This is a genomic window from Chromobacterium sp. Rain0013 (assembly GCF_015291765.1).
In the GTDB taxonomy this organism is placed as follows: domain Bacteria; phylum Pseudomonadota; class Gammaproteobacteria; order Burkholderiales; family Chromobacteriaceae; genus Chromobacterium; species Chromobacterium haemolyticum.
Map to the genome: position 1 here is coordinate 2,997,084 of NZ_CP031514.1, position 17,479 is coordinate 3,014,562.

Below are 17,479 nucleotides of genomic sequence, written 5' to 3' on the forward strand. Positions count from 1 at the left end.
TTCTGCTTTGGGCGGGGGTCAGCGACGGCGCTGGTCCTGATCGTTGCGGATGCGGATCGGAGCCAGTTGGTCCTGGTCTTCCACCGGGCCGCTCAACATCTTGGCGACGACGACCACAGCGGCGATGAGGGCGAATAAAAGCAAAATTTCCATGGCATGGCTCCCCGAGGCTTGAGTACGAAGTATTGATGATGACGATTGCCGGCGAACAAGCCTGGAAGCAAACTCGTCTATGGCGGCCCCCTGTGATTTCATTCTGGAACACAAGCCGCCGCAAGCTCAAGTAATAATTTGTGTCGGAAAGTTAAAATTCAAGGCGCGCTGCGCTTTAGCGCGCGCATGGCCTGATCGATGCCCTGCAGTGTCAGCCCGTACATGCGCCCGGACATCAGCTGACGCAGCATGTGCAGCGACTGGGTGTACTCCCAGTGCGCCTCCGGCACTGGGTTGAGCCAGGCGGCGTGTTTGAAGTGGTCGAGCAGGCGGCGCAGCCAGATTTCGCCGGCTTCCTGGTTCATGTGTTCGACGCTGCCGCCGGGGTAGCTGATTTCATAAGGGCTCATGGTGGCGTCGCCGACGATGATCAGCTTGTAATCGGAGCCGAAAGTGTGGATCAAGTCCCAAGTGGGGAAGGTCTGGGTGTGGCGGCGGGCGTTGTCCTTCCACACGGCTTCGTAGACGCAGTTGTGGAAATAGAAATACTCCAGATGCTTGAACTCGGACTTCACCGCCGAGAACAGCTCCTCGCAGGCCTTGACGTGATCGTCCATCGAGCCGCCGATGTCGAACAGCACCAGCACTTTGACCGCGTTGCGCAGCTCGCGCTGCATGCGCAGGTCCAACATGCCGGCCTTGCCGGCGGTGGCGGCGATGGTGGCGTCCAGGTCCAGCACTTCCTCTGCGCCGTCGCGGGCGAATTCGCGCAGCCGGCGCAGCGCGATCTTGAGATTACGGGTGCCCAGTTCGACCGAGTCGTCGAAATTGCGGAATTCGCGTTGATCCCATACCTTCACCGCGCGACGGTGGCGCGACTCATGCTGAGCGATGCGAATGCCGGCCGGATTGTAGCCGAAGGCGCCGAAGGGGCTGGTGCCGCCGGTGCCTATCCATTTATTGCCGCCCTGGTGTCGCTCCTGCTGTTCTTGCAGCCGCTGGCGCAGGGTGTCCATCAATTGCTCCCAGCCCAGCGCTTCCAGCCGGCGCTTGTCTTCTTCTGACAAGTGCTTTTCCACCTGTTTGCGCAGCCAGTCCTCCGGAATGCCTGTTTTCAGCTCGTCCAGTGTCTGCGACAGGCCTTTGAAATGCTTGCCGAACACCTGGTCGAAGCGGTCGAAGTGTTTTTCATCCTTGATGAGCGTGGTGCGCGCCAGATAGTAGAACGCGTCCACGTCGCCAAAGGCGACGCGCTTTTGCAACGCTTCCAGCAAGGTGAGGAATTCTTTCAGCGTGACCGGCAGGCCGGCGTCGCGCAGGGCGTAAAAAAAATCAATCAACATGGCGCGGCAAGAGGGTGACAGCGTGGGTGGGCGATGATATTCTTGTTTTAGAGCTACGGCTCTAAACAATCGTTCGGATACTGCTATCCTAGGGATAATACAATGAATGCCGCCGCCATGCCCATTTGCCGGGATGATCTTCTGCAAGCGGAGTTTTCCCGCCTGCATCGCCTCAGCCGGACCTCCGCGTTTCCGCCGCTGGAGCTGCGCCAGGATTGGCTCAAACGCCTGGAGAGCATGTTGCAGGAGAACCGCCAGGCTTTCGTCGACGCGATCAGTCAAGACTTTGGTCATCGAAGCGCGGTGGAAACCAGGCTGGCCGAGTTGTTCCCCTCGCTGGAGGCCATACGTTACGCGCGCCGACGGCTGCGCCGCTGGATGCGGCCGGAGCGGCGCGGAGTGTCGCTGTGGTTCCAGCCGGCCGGCAATAGCGTGATGCCGCAGCCCTTGGGCGTTATTGGCGTGGTGGTGCCATGGAACTATCCCTTGTTCTTGGCGCTAGGGCCGGTGGTGTCCGCGTTGGCGGCGGGCAACCGGGTCATGGTGAAGATGTCGGAATACACGCCGGCCACCGGCGCGCTGCTGCAGCGCCTGACCGAGCGCTATCTGGGGCCTGATGTAATCGCTGTGGTCAATGGAGACGCCCAACTGGCGCAGGATTTCACCCGGCTGCCATTCGACCATTTGTTCTTTACCGGCTCGACTTCGGTGGGCCGTCACGTGATGCGCGCGGCGGCGGAGAACCTGACGCCGGTGACGCTGGAGCTGGGCGGAAAATCGCCGGTGATCGTCGCCAGGGGCGCCGATTTACGCCACGCGGCGGAGGCCATCGTCGCCGGAAAGATGTTGAACGCCGGCCAGACCTGCGTGGCGCCGGATTATGTGCTGGTCAACGACAAGGACCGAGAGGCCTTGCTGGAAGAGTTGCGCCGCGCGGCGCGCCGGGCGTACCCAAGCTTGGCGGACAATCCCGATTACAGCGCCATCATCAACGAGCGCCATTGCCAGCGTCTGCTGCAATGGCTGGAAGAGGCGAGCGCGGCCGGCGCCGAGGTGGAGCAGATTAACCCGGCGGCGGAAGACTGGCGGCCCAGCCGCAAATTCCCGCTCACCCTGGTGCAGGGCTGCCCGGAGGATGCGACCCTGCTGCGGGAGGAGATTTTCGGGCCGATTCTGCCGGTGTTGAGTTACGACAAGTTCGACGAGGCGTTGGCCTACGTCAACGCGCGGCCGCGGCCGCTGGCCTTGTATTTATTCGACAACGATGCGCTGCGCATCGAGAAGACCTTGCGCGAAACCGTATCGGGCGGGGTGGCGATCAACGATATCGCCCTGCAGGTGGTGCAGGAGGATCTGCCTTTCGGTGGAGTCGGTCCGTCCGGCATGGGGCATTGCCACGCTAAGGAGGGCTTCATGGCGTTTTCCAAGCTCAAGCCAGTGTTCCGGCAAAGCCGCTGGGCCGGCACCGCTTTGACGCGCGCGCCTTACGGGGCCGGCGTGGAGAGGTTGTTGAAATGGATGTTGCGCTGAGATGCCGAGCCGTCGTGAGTTGCTCAAAACCGGCCTGGGCGGTGCCGTGGCTTTGGCGCTGGCCACCTTGCTGGCCTCGCCGCAGCCGGAAGGCCCGGCGGAGGGTTGGGTCGCGTCCTTGAAATTACGCGCCCTGACGCCGCTGGACGCGCAGTTGTTGGCGGCGATCGCCCCGGCCGTCTTGGGCCCGGGCGTCGCACCGCCAGAGGACGTGGTGCGCGGGGTGGATCGCGCGGTGGCCGGCTTGCCGCCCGCCATGCGGGCTGAGCTGCGTCAGTTGCTGGACCTGCTTGGCAATCCTTGGGGACGGCGCTGGATCGCCGGCGTGGCCACGCCGTGGAGGCAAGCGTCGGCGGAGGACGTCGCCGCCTTTCTGCAGCGCTGGCGAGGCAGCGCGTTTCCCTTGTTGCGTAGCGGTTACCAGGCCTTGCACCAATTGCTGAACGCGGCCTGGTACGGCAGTCCGGCTAGCTGGCCGGCACTGGGCTATCGGCAGCCGGCGGCGGTGATGGAGATGCTGCCGTGAGCCGCGCGACGATACCCGACCCGGTGGCGGCCGGCGTCGCCGCGGGCTGGAAGGCGCAGGACGGCGCGACCTTGCCTGATCTGGAACTGCGGGCGGATGTCGTGATTGTCGGCAGCGGGGCAGGCGGGGGCATGGCGGCCGAGCAATTGGCCGCGGCCGGGCTGGATGTATTGCTACTGGAAGAAGGTGGTTTGTATAGCTCGCGAGACTTCCGCCTGCTGGAAGCCAAGGCCTATCCTGAGCTGTATCAGGAGTCCGCCTGTCGTAAAACAGCGGACAAGGGGATTTCCATCTTGCAGGGAAAAGCTGTTGGGGGGAGCACTGTGGTGAACTGGACCAGCTCCTTCCGCACGCCGCCGGACACCTTGAACTGGTGGCGGGAGCGGCATCGGCTGGGCGGCGTCAGCGAGGAGACGATGCGGCCGTGGTTCGAGCAGGCCGAGGCGAGGCTGGGCATCGCCGACTGGCTGCCGGATCCGAATCCCAATAACGCGGTGCTGGCCCGCGGTTGCGAGGCTTTGGGCATTGCCTACAAGCGCATCCGCCGCAATGTGCGCGGTTGCTGGAATCTGGGCTATTGCGGCATGGGCTGTCCCACCAACGCCAAACAGTCGATGCTGGTGACGGCGATACCCGCCGCGCTGGAACACGGCGCCAGGCTGATCAGCCGCGCGCGGGTTGACCGCTTGCGCGCCAATGCCGGCAGGACTCGGCTGGAGGGGCTGGAAGGACGCTTTCTGGCGGCGGACGGGGTGAGCGAAACCGGACGCCGTTTCAAGGTGACGGCGGCTCAGGTGGTGCTGGCTGCCGGCGCCATCGGTTCGCCGGCCATCCTGCTGCGCAGCGGCCTGATCGATCCCGGAGGTCATACCGGGACACGGACCTTTCTACACCCCGTGCTGCTGTCCGCGGCGCTGATGCCTGAGCCGGTAGAGCCGTTCAACGGCGCGCCGCAGACGGTGTACAGCGACCACTTCATGCATGAGCACGCTTTGGACGGCCCTTTGGGGTACAAGCTGGAAGTGCCGCCCATCCATCCCTTGCTGGCCAGCATCACTTTCCCGGGTTTCGGCGCGGCGCAGTCGGCTTTGCTGCGTCGCTTGCCGCATCTGCACGCGACGCTGGCCTTGTTGCGGGATGGTTTCCACTCGGAAAGCCGCGGCGGCCAGGTGCGTTTGCGCGGCGACGGTTCGCCGGAGCTGGACTACTCCTTGAACGAGGTGGTGTGGGAGGGCGCGCGCCGTGCCTGGTTGAGCATGGCCGAGATTCAGTTCGCGGCCGGCGCGCGGCAGGTGCTGACGGTGCACGAGCAGGCCGGCCTGGCCCGTAGCTGGAGCGAGGCTAGGACAACGATAGCGGGGCTGGCGCTCAAGCCCTTGCTGGCCAAGGTGGTCAGCGCTCATGTGATGGGAGGGCTGGCGATGTCGGGCGACGCGGATTCCGGGGTGGTGGACGAGTGGGGACGGCATTGGCAGCTGGGCAATCTGACCGTGGTGGACGGCTCCGTGTTTCCCAGCAGCGTCGGCGCCAATCCGCAGTTGTCCGTCTACGCTTTCGCGCTGCGTTCAGTGGCGGCGCTATTGCAACGCATGCGGGGTGCGGGGGGCTGAGGCAAGAAAAAAGGGACCGCGAGGTCCCTTTTTGCAGGTCGCTGCCAGGCAGCGGCGAATCAGGCGAAGTTTTTGGCGACGAAGTCCCAGTTCACCAGCTTCCAGAAGCTGTCCATATAGTTCGGGCGGCTGTTGCGGTAATCGATATAATACGCGTGCTCCCACACATCACAGGTCAGCAGCGGCTTCTTGTCGGTGGTCAGCGGGGTGGCGGCGTTGCTGGTGGATACCAGGTCCAGCGAGCCGTCGGTGTTCTTCACCAGCCAGGCCCAGCCGGAGCCGAAGGTGCCAATGGCGGTTTGGGTGAAGGCCTTCTTGAATTCGTCGTAGGAACCCCATTTGGCGTTGATGGCGTCGGCCAGCGCGCCGGTGGGCTTGCGCTCTTCGCCGGCGTTGGGGGCGAAGCCCAGCCAGTAAAAGGTGTGGTTCCATACTTGGGCCGCGTTGTTGAAGATGCCGCCGGAGGATTTCTTCACGATCTCTTCCAGGGAGGCGTTTTCGAACTCGGTGCCCTTGATCAGGTTGTTCAGGTTGGTGATGTAGGTCTGATGATGCTTGCCGTAGTGGAATTCCAGGGTTTCCTTGGAAATGTGCGGGGCAAGCGCGTCCAGCGCGTACGGCAGTTCCGGCAGTTTGTGTTCCATTATGCTCTCCTTGTTGAGAAAGTAAGCCGCATAAGCGGATGCTTTAGCCGCAAGTTTACTGGATTAAGCCGTTGGTCGCCAATAGTTGACTAAAAAAGTAAAGTAAGGATGAACGCCATTGCAGTATGATGTTATTGTCATCGGGGCCGGCGCCGCCGGCCTGATGTGCGCGGCCACGGCCGGCCAGCGCGGCCGGCGCGTATTGTTGCTGGACCACGCGCGCAAGCTGGCGGAGAAGATTCGCATTTCCGGCGGCGGCCGCTGCAATTTCACTAATCTCCACGCCCGTTTCGACTGTTATCTGTCCGCCAATCCCCATTTCTGTCGCTCGGCGCTGGCGCAGTACACGCCTCAGGATTTCATCGCCATGGTGGAGCGCCACGGTATCGGCTATCACGAGAAGAAGCTGGGGCAGCTGTTCTGTGACGACGGCAGTGAGCGCATCATCGCGATGCTGGACGAAGAGTGCCGGCTGGGCGGGGTGGATAGGCGCATGGAAACGCAGATTCTGAAAGTGAGTCGAGAAGCGGACGGCTTCGTCTTGGACACCGGCGCCGGCTGTTTCCGAGCGGCCTCGCTGGTGGTGGCCACCGGCGGTTTGTCGATTCCGCAGATCGGCGCGACGCCGTTCGGCTACCAGCTGGCCGAGCAGTTCGGCCTGGAACTGACGCCTCTGACGCCGGCCCTGGTGCCGCTGACCTTCCACGTGGAGGACGCGGAAGCGTTCGCGCCGCTGGCCGGCGTGTCGCTGGAGGTGGAGGCGCGGGCCGGCAAGGGTCGTTTCCGCGAGAACGTGTTGTTCACTCACAAAGGCGTGTCCGGGCCGGCTATCCTGCAAGTGTCGTCTTATTGGCAGCCTGGCATGACCCTTGAGCTGGATTTGCTGCCGGATGCGGACGCGGCCTCTTGGCTGGAACAAAAGGCCGGCAGCGAGCAATTGATTTCCAACGCGCTGGCCGAGTTCGGCTGGGCCAAGCGCTTCGCCGAGGCCTGGCTGGAGCGCGAGGGATGCAATAAGCGGCTGAAGGATTTATCGCCCAAGCAGCGCCTGCAGTTGGCGGAGCGGTTGCACGGCTGGCGCGTCAAGCCTAACGGCACTCAGGGCTACAAAAAGGCCGAGGTAACGCTGGGCGGGGTGTCTACCAAAGCCTTGTCGTCCAAGACCATGATGGCCAACGCGGTGCCCGGCCTGTTCTTCATTGGCGAAGTCGTCGATGTCACCGGCTGGCTGGGCGGCTACAATTTCCAGTGGGCCTGGTCGTCGGGCTATGTGGCCGGGATGCATTGCTGACTTAGAGTGGCTGATAAACCCCTGATGCTGCGCTGCGCCGACTTGCCGTACGGTACATGAGCATTTCGAAGCAGTTTTCAACGCCGTATCGCCGACGCGCAGCGGATCGTAAACAGGTTCTTAGTCCGCCGCCAGAAACCACACGTTCTGGATCTTGCCGTCAATGATTTCATAAACGGCCGCCACCTCGAAGGGCTGCTCGGCAACGCCGCTGACGCGTTCGTGGTCGATCACCTTGTTGCCGAACTCGATGCGTTTGACCAGCTCCGCGTGCAAGCCGGGCAGGGTGAAGCGTTGGGTGGCGTAGAAGTCGCCCAGAGCGGCTTTGCCGCGCAGGCTGGGCTCCGCGCCGGGCAGCCGGTACACCGTCACGTCGTCGGCGTACACGGCGAGAAAGCCTTTCAGCTGGCGTTGGTTGTAGGCGTCGAGTTGCTGTTGGACGAGGGTGGCGGGCGTCATGATTGCTCCTGTGGAATGAGCTTTCGATGCTGGGGCCGCGCGGGGGGCTTGTCAACGCATGCTCAGCCAGCGACGGTTTCGGGTTAAAATCCGGTTTTTGCCTGATCCAGGCTTGCTTTATTCGCGCGGCTAGTCCGCGCCATCACTCCGAGTCTACATGACTGAATCGTACGAGAATTTTGACAGCGAGATGGCGGCGATTCGCACGCCGCCTCATTCGATTGAAGCCGAGCAATCGGTGCTGGGCGGCTTGTTGCTGGACAACAGCGCCTGGGACAAGATCGCCGACGTAGTGTCCGAGGCGGACTTTTATCGCCATGACCACCGGTTGATCTACAAACATGTGGCCAAGCTGGTGGAACTGGCGCGTCCGGCCGACGTGGTCACCGTTTCCGAAAGCCTGGACAAGAACGGCGAGCTGGGCAATATCGGCGGCCTGTCCTATCTGGCCACGCTGGCGCAAAACACGCCGTCCGCCGCCAATATCCGCCGCTACGCAGAGATCGTGCGCGAACGCTCCATCATGCGCCAGCTGGCGCAGGTGGGCACTGAGATCGCAGAGGCCGCCTACGCGCCGATGGGGCGCGACGCCTCCCAGCTGCTGGACGAAGCCGAGGGCAAGGTGTTTCAGATTGCCGAATCCACCGCCAAGGCCAAGCAGGGCTTCCTGGAGATGCCTGGCCTGTTGAAAGAGGTGGTGGAGCGTATCGACATGCTCTATAGCCGAGAGAACCCGGACGAGGTCACCGGCGTGCCCACCGGCTTCATCGATCTGGATGCCAAGACCTCGGGCCTGCAAGCGGGCGATCTGATCATCGTCGCCGGTCGTCCGTCCATGGGCAAGACCGCGTTCTCGATGAATATCGCCGAGCACGTGGCGGTGGAGCAGCATCTGCCGGTGGCGGTGTTCTCGATGGAGATGGGCGGCGCGCAGCTGGTGATGCGTATGCTGGGTTCGGTGGGGCGGCTGGATCAGCATACGCTGCGCACCGGCAAACTGGGCGACGACGACTGGCAGAAGCTGACTTACGCGATAGGCAAGCTGTCCGAGGCGCCGATGTACATCGACGAAACCGCGGCGCTGACCGCGCTGGAAGTGCGTGCCCGCGCGCGCCGTCTGGCGCGCCAGCACGGCGGCAAACTGGGCTTGATCGTGATCGACTACTTGCAGCTGATGTCGGGCTCGGGCCGCGGCGACAACCGTACCGCCGAGCTGGGCGAGATTTCGCGTGGCCTGAAAGGCCTGGCCAAGGAGCTGCAGGTGCCGGTGATCGCGCTGTCCCAGCTGTCTCGTGCGGTGGAGCAGCGCCCCAACAAGCGGCCAATGATGTCGGACTTGCGGGAATCCGGCGCCATCGAGCAGGATGCCGACTTGATCGTCTTCATGTACCGGGAAGAGTATTACAACCCTGAGAATCAGGAAGTGAAGGGCTTGGCTGAGGCCATCATCGGCAAGCACCGTAACGGCCCTACCGGCGCGGTGCGGCTGGCCTTTGTCGGCAAGTACGCCAAGTTTGACAATGCCGCTACCTTGGGGGTTAGCGGCTGGGCCGATAGCGACTCCTAAGAACCTGTACGATCTGCCGCGCGTCGGCGATATAGCGTTGAAAACCGCTTCGAATTGCTCATGTACCGTGTGTACACTCCGCTTTCTCAGCCGTTTTCGCCTTGTCTCGCCCTTGCCCGCGAGATCGTAAACAGGCTCTAAGAATCTGTTCACGAGAGATACTGATGAGCTTTTTCGACAAGCATGTATTCATTTGCTGCAATCAGCGCGCCGGCTGCGAGGATTGCTGCAACAATCATGGTTCCAGCGAACTGCTGGGCTACATGAAGGACAAGGTCAAGGCGCTGGGCCTGTCCGGCGAGGGCAAGATCCGCGTCAACAAGGCCGGCTGTCTTGGGCGTTGCGACGACGGCCCGGTGATGGTGGTGTACCCGGAAGAAACTTGGTACACCTTCGTCGATAAGGAAGACATCGACGAAATTGTCGCCGAGCATATGGTGGGCGGGCGCGTGGTGGAAAGGTTGAAGATCTGATGTTGAAGGCAATGAACAAGCAAGTGGTGGCCGGTCCGGCCGGGGGGCTGGAAACCATCGTGGTGGCTGCACAGGGTGAGACGCGCGGTGTCGCGGTCATCTGCCATCCTAACCCGCTGCAGGGCGGCACCAACACCAACAAGGTGGTGCAGACCGCGGCCAAGGCCTTGTCGCAGCTGGGCTATGTCTGCTATTGCCCGAATCTGCGCGGCGTGGGCGATAGCGAAGGGCAACACGATTACGGTATCGGCGAAGTGGAGGATGTCATTGCGGTGGTGGATCATGCTCGCCGCGAGCAAGGCGACCTTCCCTTGGCCTTGGCGGGTTTTTCCTTTGGCGGCTTTGTCGCCGCGCGCACCCGCGCGCGCATTGAGGCGGATAAATTACTGCTGATGGGCGTGGCGGTGGGTAAGTACGAGACGCCTACGCCGGAGGTGCCGGCCGACACGCTGGTGATTCACGGTGAGGAGGATGAGGTGATTCCGCTGGCTGCGGTGATGGATTGGGCCCGGCCGCAAGGTTTGCCGGTCGTGGTGTTTCCCGGTGCGGGCCATTTCTTCCATGGCCGGCTGGTGCAGCTGGCGCAAACGATTCAACGCTGCTGGTAAGGCGTCGCCAGGCTCCGGCGCAAAAAAACCGGTCATCCATGCGATGGCCGGTTTTTTTATCAGCGGTGCAGTTCGCCCGCGGCTTCTGGCTGGTAGGTGACTTCCAGCACCTTCAGGCGAATGCTGCCGGCCGGCGTTGGCCAGTCGATGCTTTGGCCAACGGACAGACCCAGCAAGGCGGCGCCAATGGGCGCCAGCACCGAGATCTTGCCCTGTTCGCTGTCCGCTTCGCGGGGGTAGACCAGGGTCAGGGTTTTCTCCTGGGCGTCGTCCAGCTTGACCCGCGCGCAGCTGTTCATGGTGATGATGCCGGCGGGCATGGCGGAGGGCTCCACCACATCGGCGCGCTCCAGCTCGGCTTCCAGCGCGGCCGCGGTGGGGTGGCCGCTCTCGCAATCCTCCAGCAGCGCGGCGAGGCGCTCATAGTCCAAAGAGGACACCGTGATGGCCGGGCTTGTCGACATATGCAACTCCTTCAGATAGACAAAGGGCACCGCAGGGTGCCCGATGATTTAGTGCGCGAAAAGCGTGTGTGCCAATGATATCGCTTGTAACCGCGTGTAACAAGGCTTGGCGGCTCAATCGCCAGGAATACTGGGCTTTGGGCCGGGCTTGTAATGCGGCGTAAGAACCTGTTTGCAATCTGCTGTATCTCGGCGATAGGGCGTTGAAACCCCCTTCAAAATGCTCATGTGCCGTGTGTGCATTCCGCTTTTGCAGCCATTTCCGCCTTACCTCGCCCTTGCTCGCGAGATCGTAAACAGGCTCTAAGCGTTCAGCCCAGCAGCGATAGCGCCGCGCGGGGGCCGATATTGGCCTGTGCCTGGGCGGCGAGGCCGGTCTGGCCCAGTATCTGCTTGGCGGCCAGTTGCGCCGTGGCGGCGGCGAAGTCGGTGTCGCTGATACGGCTATTGGCGGCGGCGGTGTTGACCGAGGCGGTTTGCAGGTTGTTGATGCTGGCCTCGAAACGGTTGCTGATCGAGCCCAGGGTGCTGCGGGTATTGGCCAAGGTGTTCAGATCGGTGTTGGTGCTTTGCTGCGCGGCCAGCGCGCCGGCCTGGGTGCTGATGTCTATGGTGCCGGTGGCGTTCAGATTGGCGTTGTAGCTGTTCAAGCCGCCGCTGGCCGGCGCGGCGGCCAGATTGACGCCGGATATGTTCACTTGGTTGTCCGCGCTGCCGTTGGGGCCCACCTGAAAGGTGGTGGTGGCGTTGCTGTTCAGCAAAGGGGTGCCGTTGAATTCGGTGCTTTGCACAATGGCGGAATTGGCCTGGGTCAGTTGGTCGACTTGCTGCTGCAACGCCTGGCGATTGCTGGCGCTGAGCGCGCCGTTGCCGGCCTGAATCGCCAGCTCTTGGATTTGCTGGGTATTGCTTTGTAGCTGGTTGAGAGCGCCGTCGGCGGTCTGAGCCAGCGAGATGCCGTCGTTGGCGTTGTTGATTGCTTGATTGTTGCCGTTGATCTGGGCTAGTAGCGCTTCCGAGATGGCGGCGTTGGCCGGGTTGTTGGCGGCGTTGTCGGTGGTTTTACCGGCCGAGAGTTGGGCCAGCAGCTTGTCTTTGGCTTTCTGGGTCTGGTTCAGCTGGTTCTGCCCCTGCAGCGCGCTCAGATTGCTATTGATGGTCAGTGCCATGGCCGGCTCCCGCTGGATGTGGTTTCACTTCTTCAGTGTAAGAAACCGCGCGGGGCAGGGCAAGCCGGGTTTCGGGTAAATTCGCTTCGCGTCCGATGGCGCGGGCATGGGCGTGAAAAAGCCCGGCGGCGCCGGGCTGATGATTGAGCATTTCTTTTATTTGCCGGGCTTGGGCGGCGTGCCGGCGGACTGAGTCAGGATTTCGTAGCCGCTGTCGGTGACCAGCACGGTATGCTCCCACTGCGCCGACAGGCTGCGGTCCTTGGTGACCACGGTCCAGCCGTCGCCCAGCATGCGCAGGTGGCGTTTGCCCTGGTTGATCATCGGCTCGATGGTGAAGATCATGCCGGCCTGCAATTCCAGCCCGGTGCCGGGGCGGCCGTAGTGCAGTACTTGCGGTTCTTCGTGGAATTTTGTGCCGATGCCGTGGCCGCAGAATTCCTGCACCACGCTGTAACCGGAGTTTTCCGCGTGCTGCTGGATGGCGTAGCCGATGTCGCCCAGCGTGGCGCCCGGCTTGACCTTGTCGATGCCGCGCCACATGCATTCATAGGTGACGCGGGACAGGCGGCGGGCGTGTTCGCTGACGTTGCCCACGTGGTACATGCGGCTGGTGTCGCCGTGGTAGCCGTCCTTGATCACGGTGACGTCCAGATTCATGATGTCGCCGCTTTTCAGGGGCTTGTCGTTCGGGATGCCATGGCAAATCACGTGGTTGACCGAGGTGCATACCGATTTGGGATACGGATTGTGGCCGTCCGGCGCGTAGTTCAGCGGCGCCGGGATCGCGCCCTGCACATTGACGATGTAGTCGTGGCAGAGCTTGTCGATGGCTTCGGTGGTGACGCCGGGCTTGATGAAGGGGGTGATGTAGTCGAGGACTTCCGACGCCAGGCGGCCGGCAATCCGCATCTTTTCGATGTCTTGGGCGGTTTTTAGTTGGATGCTCATGGGATTCTGGTGATGTGCGTGTCTGCGGCTAATGAGACGTATTCTAGCAAAAACGCCCCCGGCCCGGCAGTGCTTGTCGGGCCGGGGGCGCGTTGGCGTTCAAATCAGGCGCATCTTGAACTGCTTGCCCTTGATCTTGCAGGCGGACAAGCGCTCCAGCGCTTGCTCGGCGATGGCGCGGTCCAGCGCCACGAAGCTGGCGAATTCAAAGATGTTGATCTTGCCTATCTGGGTGCCGGCAAAGCCGGCGTCGCCGGTCAGCGCGCCGAGGATGTCGCCGGGGCGCAGCTTTTCACGCTTGCCGCCGGCGATCTCCAGCGTGACCATGGGCGGCAGGAGTGGACCGCCAGGGGCCGGAGTCAGCTGGTCCAGCTTGGCCCAGGTCAGCGGCGCCTGCTGATAGCTTTCAATCAGCGCCAGCCGCTTGTCGTCGTTGTCGGCGGCCAAGGTCAGCGCCAGGCCCATCGACTCGCCGCGGCCGGTGCGGCCGATGCGATGGATGTGGATTTCCGGGTCGTGGGTGACGTCGACGTTGATTACCAGGTCCAGTTCCTTGATGTCCAGGCCGCGCGCGGCCACGTCGGTGGCCACCAGCACGGTGGCGCTCTTGTTGGCGAAGCGCAGCAGGATCTGGTCGCGTTCGCGCTGCTCCAGGTCGCCGTACAGCGCCAGCGCGCTGAAGCCGCGGGCCTGCAGGTCGCGAACCAGCTCCTTGCAGCGTTCCTTGGTGTTGCAGAAGGCCAACGCGGAAGTCGGACGCAGGTGTTGCAGAATAGTGGTGACGGTTTCCAGCCGCTGTTCCGGCTTGATCTTGTAGAACCATTGTTCGATGCGTTCGCCGCCGTGCAGCGACTCCACCTGGATTTCCTGCGGGCGACGCATGAATTGCGCGCTGATCTTGCGGATGTCTTCCGGGTAGGTGGCGGAGAACATCAAGGTTTGGCGCTGGCGCGGGCAGGCGCGGACGATGCCGACGATTTCCTCGATAAAGCCCATGTCCACCATGCGGTCGGCCTCGTCCAGCACCAGGGTGCCGACGCCGGACAGATTCAGCGAGCCGCGGAAGAGGTGGTCCTGCAGCCGGCCAGGGGTGCCCACCACGATGTGGGCGCCATGCTCCAGCGAGCCGATCTGCGGTCCCATCGGGCTGCCGCCGGTCAGGGTCACTACTTTGACATTGTCTATGCTGCGCGCCAGCCGACGGATTTCCTGCGCCACTTGGTCGGCCAGTTCGCGGGTAGGGCAGAGCACTAGTGCCTGCACGCCAAACCAGCGCGGATTCAGTCGCGCGAGGATGCCCAGCCCAAAAGCCGCCGTTTTGCCGCTGCCGGTCTTGGCCTGCGCGATCAGGTCTTGGCCGTCCAGGATCGCCGGCAGGCTGGCGGCCTGGATGGCGGTCATGCTGTGGTAGCCCAGGCTGTCCAGATTGGACAATAGGGCGGCGGGCAGGGGCAGGATAGAGAAAGCGGCTTTTTTCACAATGACTTGGCGTATTACGGTATCGGGCTGCGAGTGTAACAGGCCGGCGGCCAACGGCCAAATCGGATGTCCGCCGCCGGCACCGTTCAGACTGTGAAGCGCGATACCGATTCCGTCAGCCGCTGCGCCAATTGCTCCAGTTGCTCGGCGGCGTTCACGGTTTGCCCGATTTCTTGGTCGTTGGTTTGAGCCATCTCCGCGATGGCGTCGATGCTGCCGGTCACGGATTGGCTGGCGGCTCGCTGTTGTTCGGTGACGGCGACGATCTGGCGCAGGCCCTGGCGCACCTCGGCTACGGACTGGTTGGCCGCGTCCAGCACGCTGGACACGCTGTCGGCGGACTGGCGGCTGGCGGTCAGCGAGGACAGGCCGGCGTTGACCGCGGCGCGCACCGCGTCGGTTTTCTGGTTCAGCGCGCCGGTCACTGCGTCGATCTCGCTGGCGGAACGGGCCGATTTCTCCGCCAGCTTGCGCACCTCGTCGGCGACCACCGCGAAACCGCGGCCTTGCTCGCCGGCGCGCGCGGCCTCAATCGCCGCGTTCAGCGCCAGCAGATTGGTCTGTTCGGCGATTTCACGCACTTCCTTGGTCATATTGGTGATGCTGGAGGTGGAGCTGGCCAGTTCGGTTTCCGCCTGAGCCATCAACCGCACCGCTTGCTCCACTTGGCTGATTTCGCGTTGAAGCTGGCAGAGGCTGGAGCGGCCGTCCTCGGAGCGTTGCAGACTCTGGTCGGCCTCGGCGCTGACATCCTCCGCCTTGCCGGCGATTTCACCGATATGGCTGGCCAGTTGCTCCACCGCGTCGGCCGCGGATTGGGATTGACGGTTTTGCCTGTGAGAACTTTCCGCCAGGTGGGCGGCGCCGTCGGCCAACTGGCGCGAGGACTGCGACACCGCGCCGGCGGAAGCGCCTACATGGCGCACCAGCTCCGCGATGGCGGCCAGCATCTGGTTGAAGCGTTGCGCGGTATCGCCGATTTCGTCGCGGCTGCGCACCGGCAGCCGCCGCGTGAGATCGCCTTCGCCCTGAGCCAGCTCCGCGAGGCCGGTCGACATCGCTTGCAGGGGTCGGGTGACGAGGCGGCGAGCCAGCAGGAACACCACCGCCATCAGGGGGAGCGAGGCCAGGATGGCGAACAGAATGCTTTGATCGCGAAAACGGCTGACGGAGGCGTAGGGTTTTTCCAGTGAGATGCGCATGCTGACCACGCCCAGCGGCGTCTTGTCCGCCACTTGGTGGCACATCATGCAGTTCTTGCCCAAGTAGTTGCGCGACGCCAACGCAGGGTAGACCACGCGCAGGTGCTCGCCCAGCGCCGGGGTGGATTCGATCTGGATATGGGGCTTGCCGTCGCGCAAGGCCTGTTGTTCCACCGTGTCGCCGCTCAGGCTCTTGTCGCCGGCGTTGCCGGGGCCGAACTGCTTGCTGACGGCCGGGCCGCGTATCACGCGCAGGTCGCGCACCGCGGAGAGTTCCTTGATTTGGTCCAGAAAAACGTCGCGCTGGCCCACGGTGCCGGTAATCATCATGCCGGTGAGTCCGGCCATGGTCATTTCGTTCATGCTGTGGGCCAGGTCTTGCGCCTGCTCCACCGCGATGTCGCGGCTGACGCTGGTTTCCCAGGCAATCAGCCCGCTCCAGGCCAGGACCAGGCAGCACCATACCGCCATGGTCAGTTTCAGCCAGATCGGCCAATCGGAAAATTTGCGCATGCGTGTGCGGACGGCGGGTCCGTTCTCCTGGTGTGTTTGTAGAATCGCGCGATTGCCGCTATAGGTTTATTGAAATGGGTCGCAGCGCGATGGTAGTGATTTGATGACGTAGGAATGTTGGTTTAAATCAAACTTATAGTTAAAACGATTAGGCTTGGGTTTGAGGCGGTTTTCTGTGAAAATCCCGCCCTCGCCGCAGTTGGGCATCTTCATCACCATGGATTTCAAGGAGCGCAGTATATGGGTGACACAAGCGGACGCCGCGTAGCCATCATCGGCGGCGGACCGGCCGGCCTGGCCGCCGCCGAGCAACTGGCGGCGGCGGGCGTGCGGGTCGATGTCTACGACGCGATGCCGTCGGTCGGCCGCAAATTCCTGCTGGCCGGCGTGGGCGGCATGAACATCACCCATTCCGAACCCCACGCCAGCTTTGTGCAGCGCTACGGCGCGCGCAGCGCCGAGTTGCGGCCGATGCTGGACGTATTCAACGGCGAACATGTGCGGGCCTGGGTGCACGGCTTGGGGATAGAAACCTTCATCGGCAGTTCCGGAAAGGTGTTTCCCAAGGAGATGAAGGCGGCGCCGCTGCTGCGTTCCTGGCTGACGCGTTTGCGCGAGGCGGGGGTGAGCTTCCATGTGCGTCACCGTTTTCTGGGCTGGGACGAGCGCGGCCGCCTGCGGCTGTCGGCGCCGGACGGCGAGCGCTTGGCCGAAGCCGACGCCGTGGTGTTGGCCATGGGCGGCGGAAGCTGGCGCAAGCTGGGGTCGGACGGAAGCTGGGCGGCGATGCTGCGCGAGCGTGGCGTGGAGGTGTCCAAGCTACAGCCGTCCAATTGCGGTTTCGACGCCGGCTGGAGCGAGTATTTCGCCGACAAATTCGCCGGCGCGCCGTTGAAGTCGGTGACCTTGCAGTTCCATCCGGCCGTTGGCCACCCGTTCAGCCGCCGCGGCGAATTCGTCGTCACCGCCGGCGGCGTGGAAGGCAATCTGATCTACGCCTGCTCCGGCGCCATCCGCGATGAAATCGCGCGCAGCGGCGCGGCCTTGTGCTATCTGGATCTGATGCCGGATTGGAGCTTGCAGCGCATCCTGGGCGAAGTGGCGCGGCCGCGCGGCTCGCGCTCGATGTCCAGCCATTTGCAAAGCCGGCTGGGCCTGAAGGGCGTGCGCATGGGCTTGTTGCGCGAATGCCTGGACAAGGAGGTTTTCAACGACCCGGCCAAGCTGGCCGAGGGCATCAAGGCGCTGCCGCTGCGCCTGTTGGCGCCGAGGCCGCTGGATGAGGCGATCAGCACCGCGGGCGGCGTGACTTTCGGCGCGTTGGACGAGAACCTGATGTTGCAGGCGATGCCGGGCGTGTTCTGCGCCGGAGAGATGCTGGACTGGGAAGCACCCACCGGCGGTTATTTGCTGACCGCCTGCTTTTCCACCGGACGCGCCGCCGCGGGCGGCGTGCTGCGCTGGATGAGGCAGGGCTGAGGCCTGTTGCGTCCACGC

17 protein-coding genes are annotated in these 17,479 nt (G+C 63.3%); 8 read left to right on the top strand and 9 right to left on the bottom strand.

Going from position 1 to position 17,479, the window contains the following annotated elements:
* Window positions 1-18 precede the first annotated feature (18 nt).
* Both DXT74_RS23040 and DXT74_RS13895 read right to left on the bottom strand, forming a co-directional pair.
* Complete coding sequence (locus DXT74_RS23040; RefSeq protein ID WP_019100128.1) at window positions 19-153, bottom strand: hypothetical protein; 135 nt, start codon at window positions 151-153, stop codon at window positions 19-21.
* Window positions 154-311: 158 nt separating this feature from the next.
* The gene (locus DXT74_RS13895; RefSeq protein WP_194426243.1) at window positions 312-1,496 is read right to left on the bottom strand and encodes a VWA domain-containing protein; all 1,185 of its coding nucleotides are present in this window, start codon (window positions 1,494-1,496) and stop codon (window positions 312-314) included.
* Window positions 1,497-1,598: 102 nt separating this feature from the next.
* On the opposite strand from DXT74_RS13895, the gene DXT74_RS13900 reads away from it, so the two are divergent.
* The 3 genes from DXT74_RS13900 to DXT74_RS13910 are packed head-to-tail and all read left to right on the top strand — an operon-like array spanning window position 1,599 to window position 5,162.
* Complete coding sequence (locus tag DXT74_RS13900) at window positions 1,599-3,026, top strand: coniferyl aldehyde dehydrogenase (protein WP_194426244.1); 1,428 nt, start codon at window positions 1,599-1,601, stop codon at window positions 3,024-3,026.
* A gap of 1 nt (window position 3,027) precedes the next feature.
* Entirely contained in the window at window positions 3,028-3,552 is a 525-nt protein-coding gene (locus tag DXT74_RS13905; protein WP_194426245.1) for a twin-arginine translocation pathway signal protein, read from the top strand.
* Window positions 3,549-5,162 (top strand): GMC family oxidoreductase, encoded by a 1,614-nt coding sequence (locus DXT74_RS13910; RefSeq protein ID WP_194426246.1) that lies wholly within the window; start codon window positions 3,549-3,551, stop codon window positions 5,160-5,162. The genes DXT74_RS13905 and DXT74_RS13910 overlap by 4 nt, the downstream gene beginning before the upstream one ends.
* 59 nt (window positions 5,163-5,221) lie before the next feature.
* On the opposite strand, the gene DXT74_RS13915 is transcribed toward DXT74_RS13910, so the two are convergent.
* Entirely contained in the window at window positions 5,222-5,806 is a 585-nt protein-coding gene (locus DXT74_RS13915; protein WP_019100123.1) for a superoxide dismutase, read from the bottom strand.
* A 118-nt stretch (window positions 5,807-5,924) separates the two neighbouring features.
* On the opposite strand from DXT74_RS13915, the gene DXT74_RS13920 reads away from it, so the two are divergent.
* Window positions 5,925-7,097 (top strand): NAD(P)/FAD-dependent oxidoreductase, encoded by a 1,173-nt coding sequence (locus DXT74_RS13920; RefSeq protein ID WP_194426247.1) that lies wholly within the window; start codon window positions 5,925-5,927, stop codon window positions 7,095-7,097.
* Window positions 7,098-7,217: 120 nt separating this feature from the next.
* On the opposite strand, the gene DXT74_RS13925 is transcribed toward DXT74_RS13920, so the two are convergent.
* On the bottom strand, window positions 7,218-7,556 hold the full coding sequence (locus DXT74_RS13925) for a nuclear transport factor 2 family protein (protein ID WP_194426248.1): 339 nt from the start codon (window positions 7,554-7,556) through the stop codon (window positions 7,218-7,220).
* Between the two features lie 157 nt (window positions 7,557-7,713).
* Here DXT74_RS13925 and dnaB point away from each other — a divergent pair, with 157 nt between their 5' ends.
* From dnaB to DXT74_RS13940, 3 genes are all read left to right on the top strand, one after another.
* The gene (dnaB, locus tag DXT74_RS13930; protein WP_043590536.1) at window positions 7,714-9,123 is read left to right on the top strand and encodes a replicative DNA helicase; all 1,410 of its coding nucleotides are present in this window, start codon (window positions 7,714-7,716) and stop codon (window positions 9,121-9,123) included.
* 164 nt (window positions 9,124-9,287) lie between these two features.
* On the top strand, window positions 9,288-9,596 hold the full coding sequence (locus DXT74_RS13935; RefSeq protein ID WP_019100119.1) for a ferredoxin: 309 nt from the start codon (window positions 9,288-9,290) through the stop codon (window positions 9,594-9,596).
* The gene (locus DXT74_RS13940) at window positions 9,596-10,204 is read left to right on the top strand and encodes an alpha/beta hydrolase (protein ID WP_043590539.1); all 609 of its coding nucleotides are present in this window, start codon (window positions 9,596-9,598) and stop codon (window positions 10,202-10,204) included. The genes DXT74_RS13935 and DXT74_RS13940 overlap by 1 nt, the downstream gene beginning before the upstream one ends.
* A 59-nt stretch (window positions 10,205-10,263) precedes the next feature.
* Here the strand turns inward: DXT74_RS13940 and rnk are convergent, their stop codons facing one another.
* The 5 genes from rnk to DXT74_RS13965 all read right to left on the bottom strand — a co-directional run bounded on the left by rnk (window position 10,264) and on the right by DXT74_RS13965 (window position 15,982).
* Window positions 10,264-10,668 (bottom strand): nucleoside diphosphate kinase regulator, encoded by a 405-nt coding sequence (rnk, locus tag DXT74_RS13945; protein WP_043590541.1) that lies wholly within the window; start codon window positions 10,666-10,668, stop codon window positions 10,264-10,266.
* Window positions 10,669-10,979: 311 nt separating this feature from the next.
* Complete coding sequence (locus DXT74_RS13950) at window positions 10,980-11,837, bottom strand: flagellin (protein WP_043590542.1); 858 nt, start codon at window positions 11,835-11,837, stop codon at window positions 10,980-10,982.
* 156 nt (window positions 11,838-11,993) lie between these two features.
* Complete coding sequence (gene map, locus DXT74_RS13955; RefSeq protein ID WP_254894682.1) at window positions 11,994-12,821, bottom strand: type I methionyl aminopeptidase; 828 nt, start codon at window positions 12,819-12,821, stop codon at window positions 11,994-11,996.
* 66 nt (window positions 12,822-12,887) lie between these two features.
* Window positions 12,888-14,267 (bottom strand): ATP-dependent RNA helicase DbpA, encoded by a 1,380-nt coding sequence (dbpA, locus tag DXT74_RS13960; protein ID WP_194426249.1) that lies wholly within the window; start codon window positions 14,265-14,267, stop codon window positions 12,888-12,890.
* Window positions 14,268-14,353: 86 nt separating this feature from the next.
* Window positions 14,354-15,982 (bottom strand): methyl-accepting chemotaxis protein, encoded by a 1,629-nt coding sequence (locus DXT74_RS13965; RefSeq protein ID WP_043590544.1) that lies wholly within the window; start codon window positions 15,980-15,982, stop codon window positions 14,354-14,356.
* 240 nt (window positions 15,983-16,222) lie between these two features.
* Here DXT74_RS13965 and DXT74_RS13970 point away from each other — a divergent pair, with 240 nt between their 5' ends.
* Window positions 16,223-17,461 (top strand): TIGR03862 family flavoprotein, encoded by a 1,239-nt coding sequence (locus tag DXT74_RS13970; protein ID WP_043590545.1) that lies wholly within the window; start codon window positions 16,223-16,225, stop codon window positions 17,459-17,461.
* Window positions 17,462-17,479 lie beyond the last annotated feature (18 nt).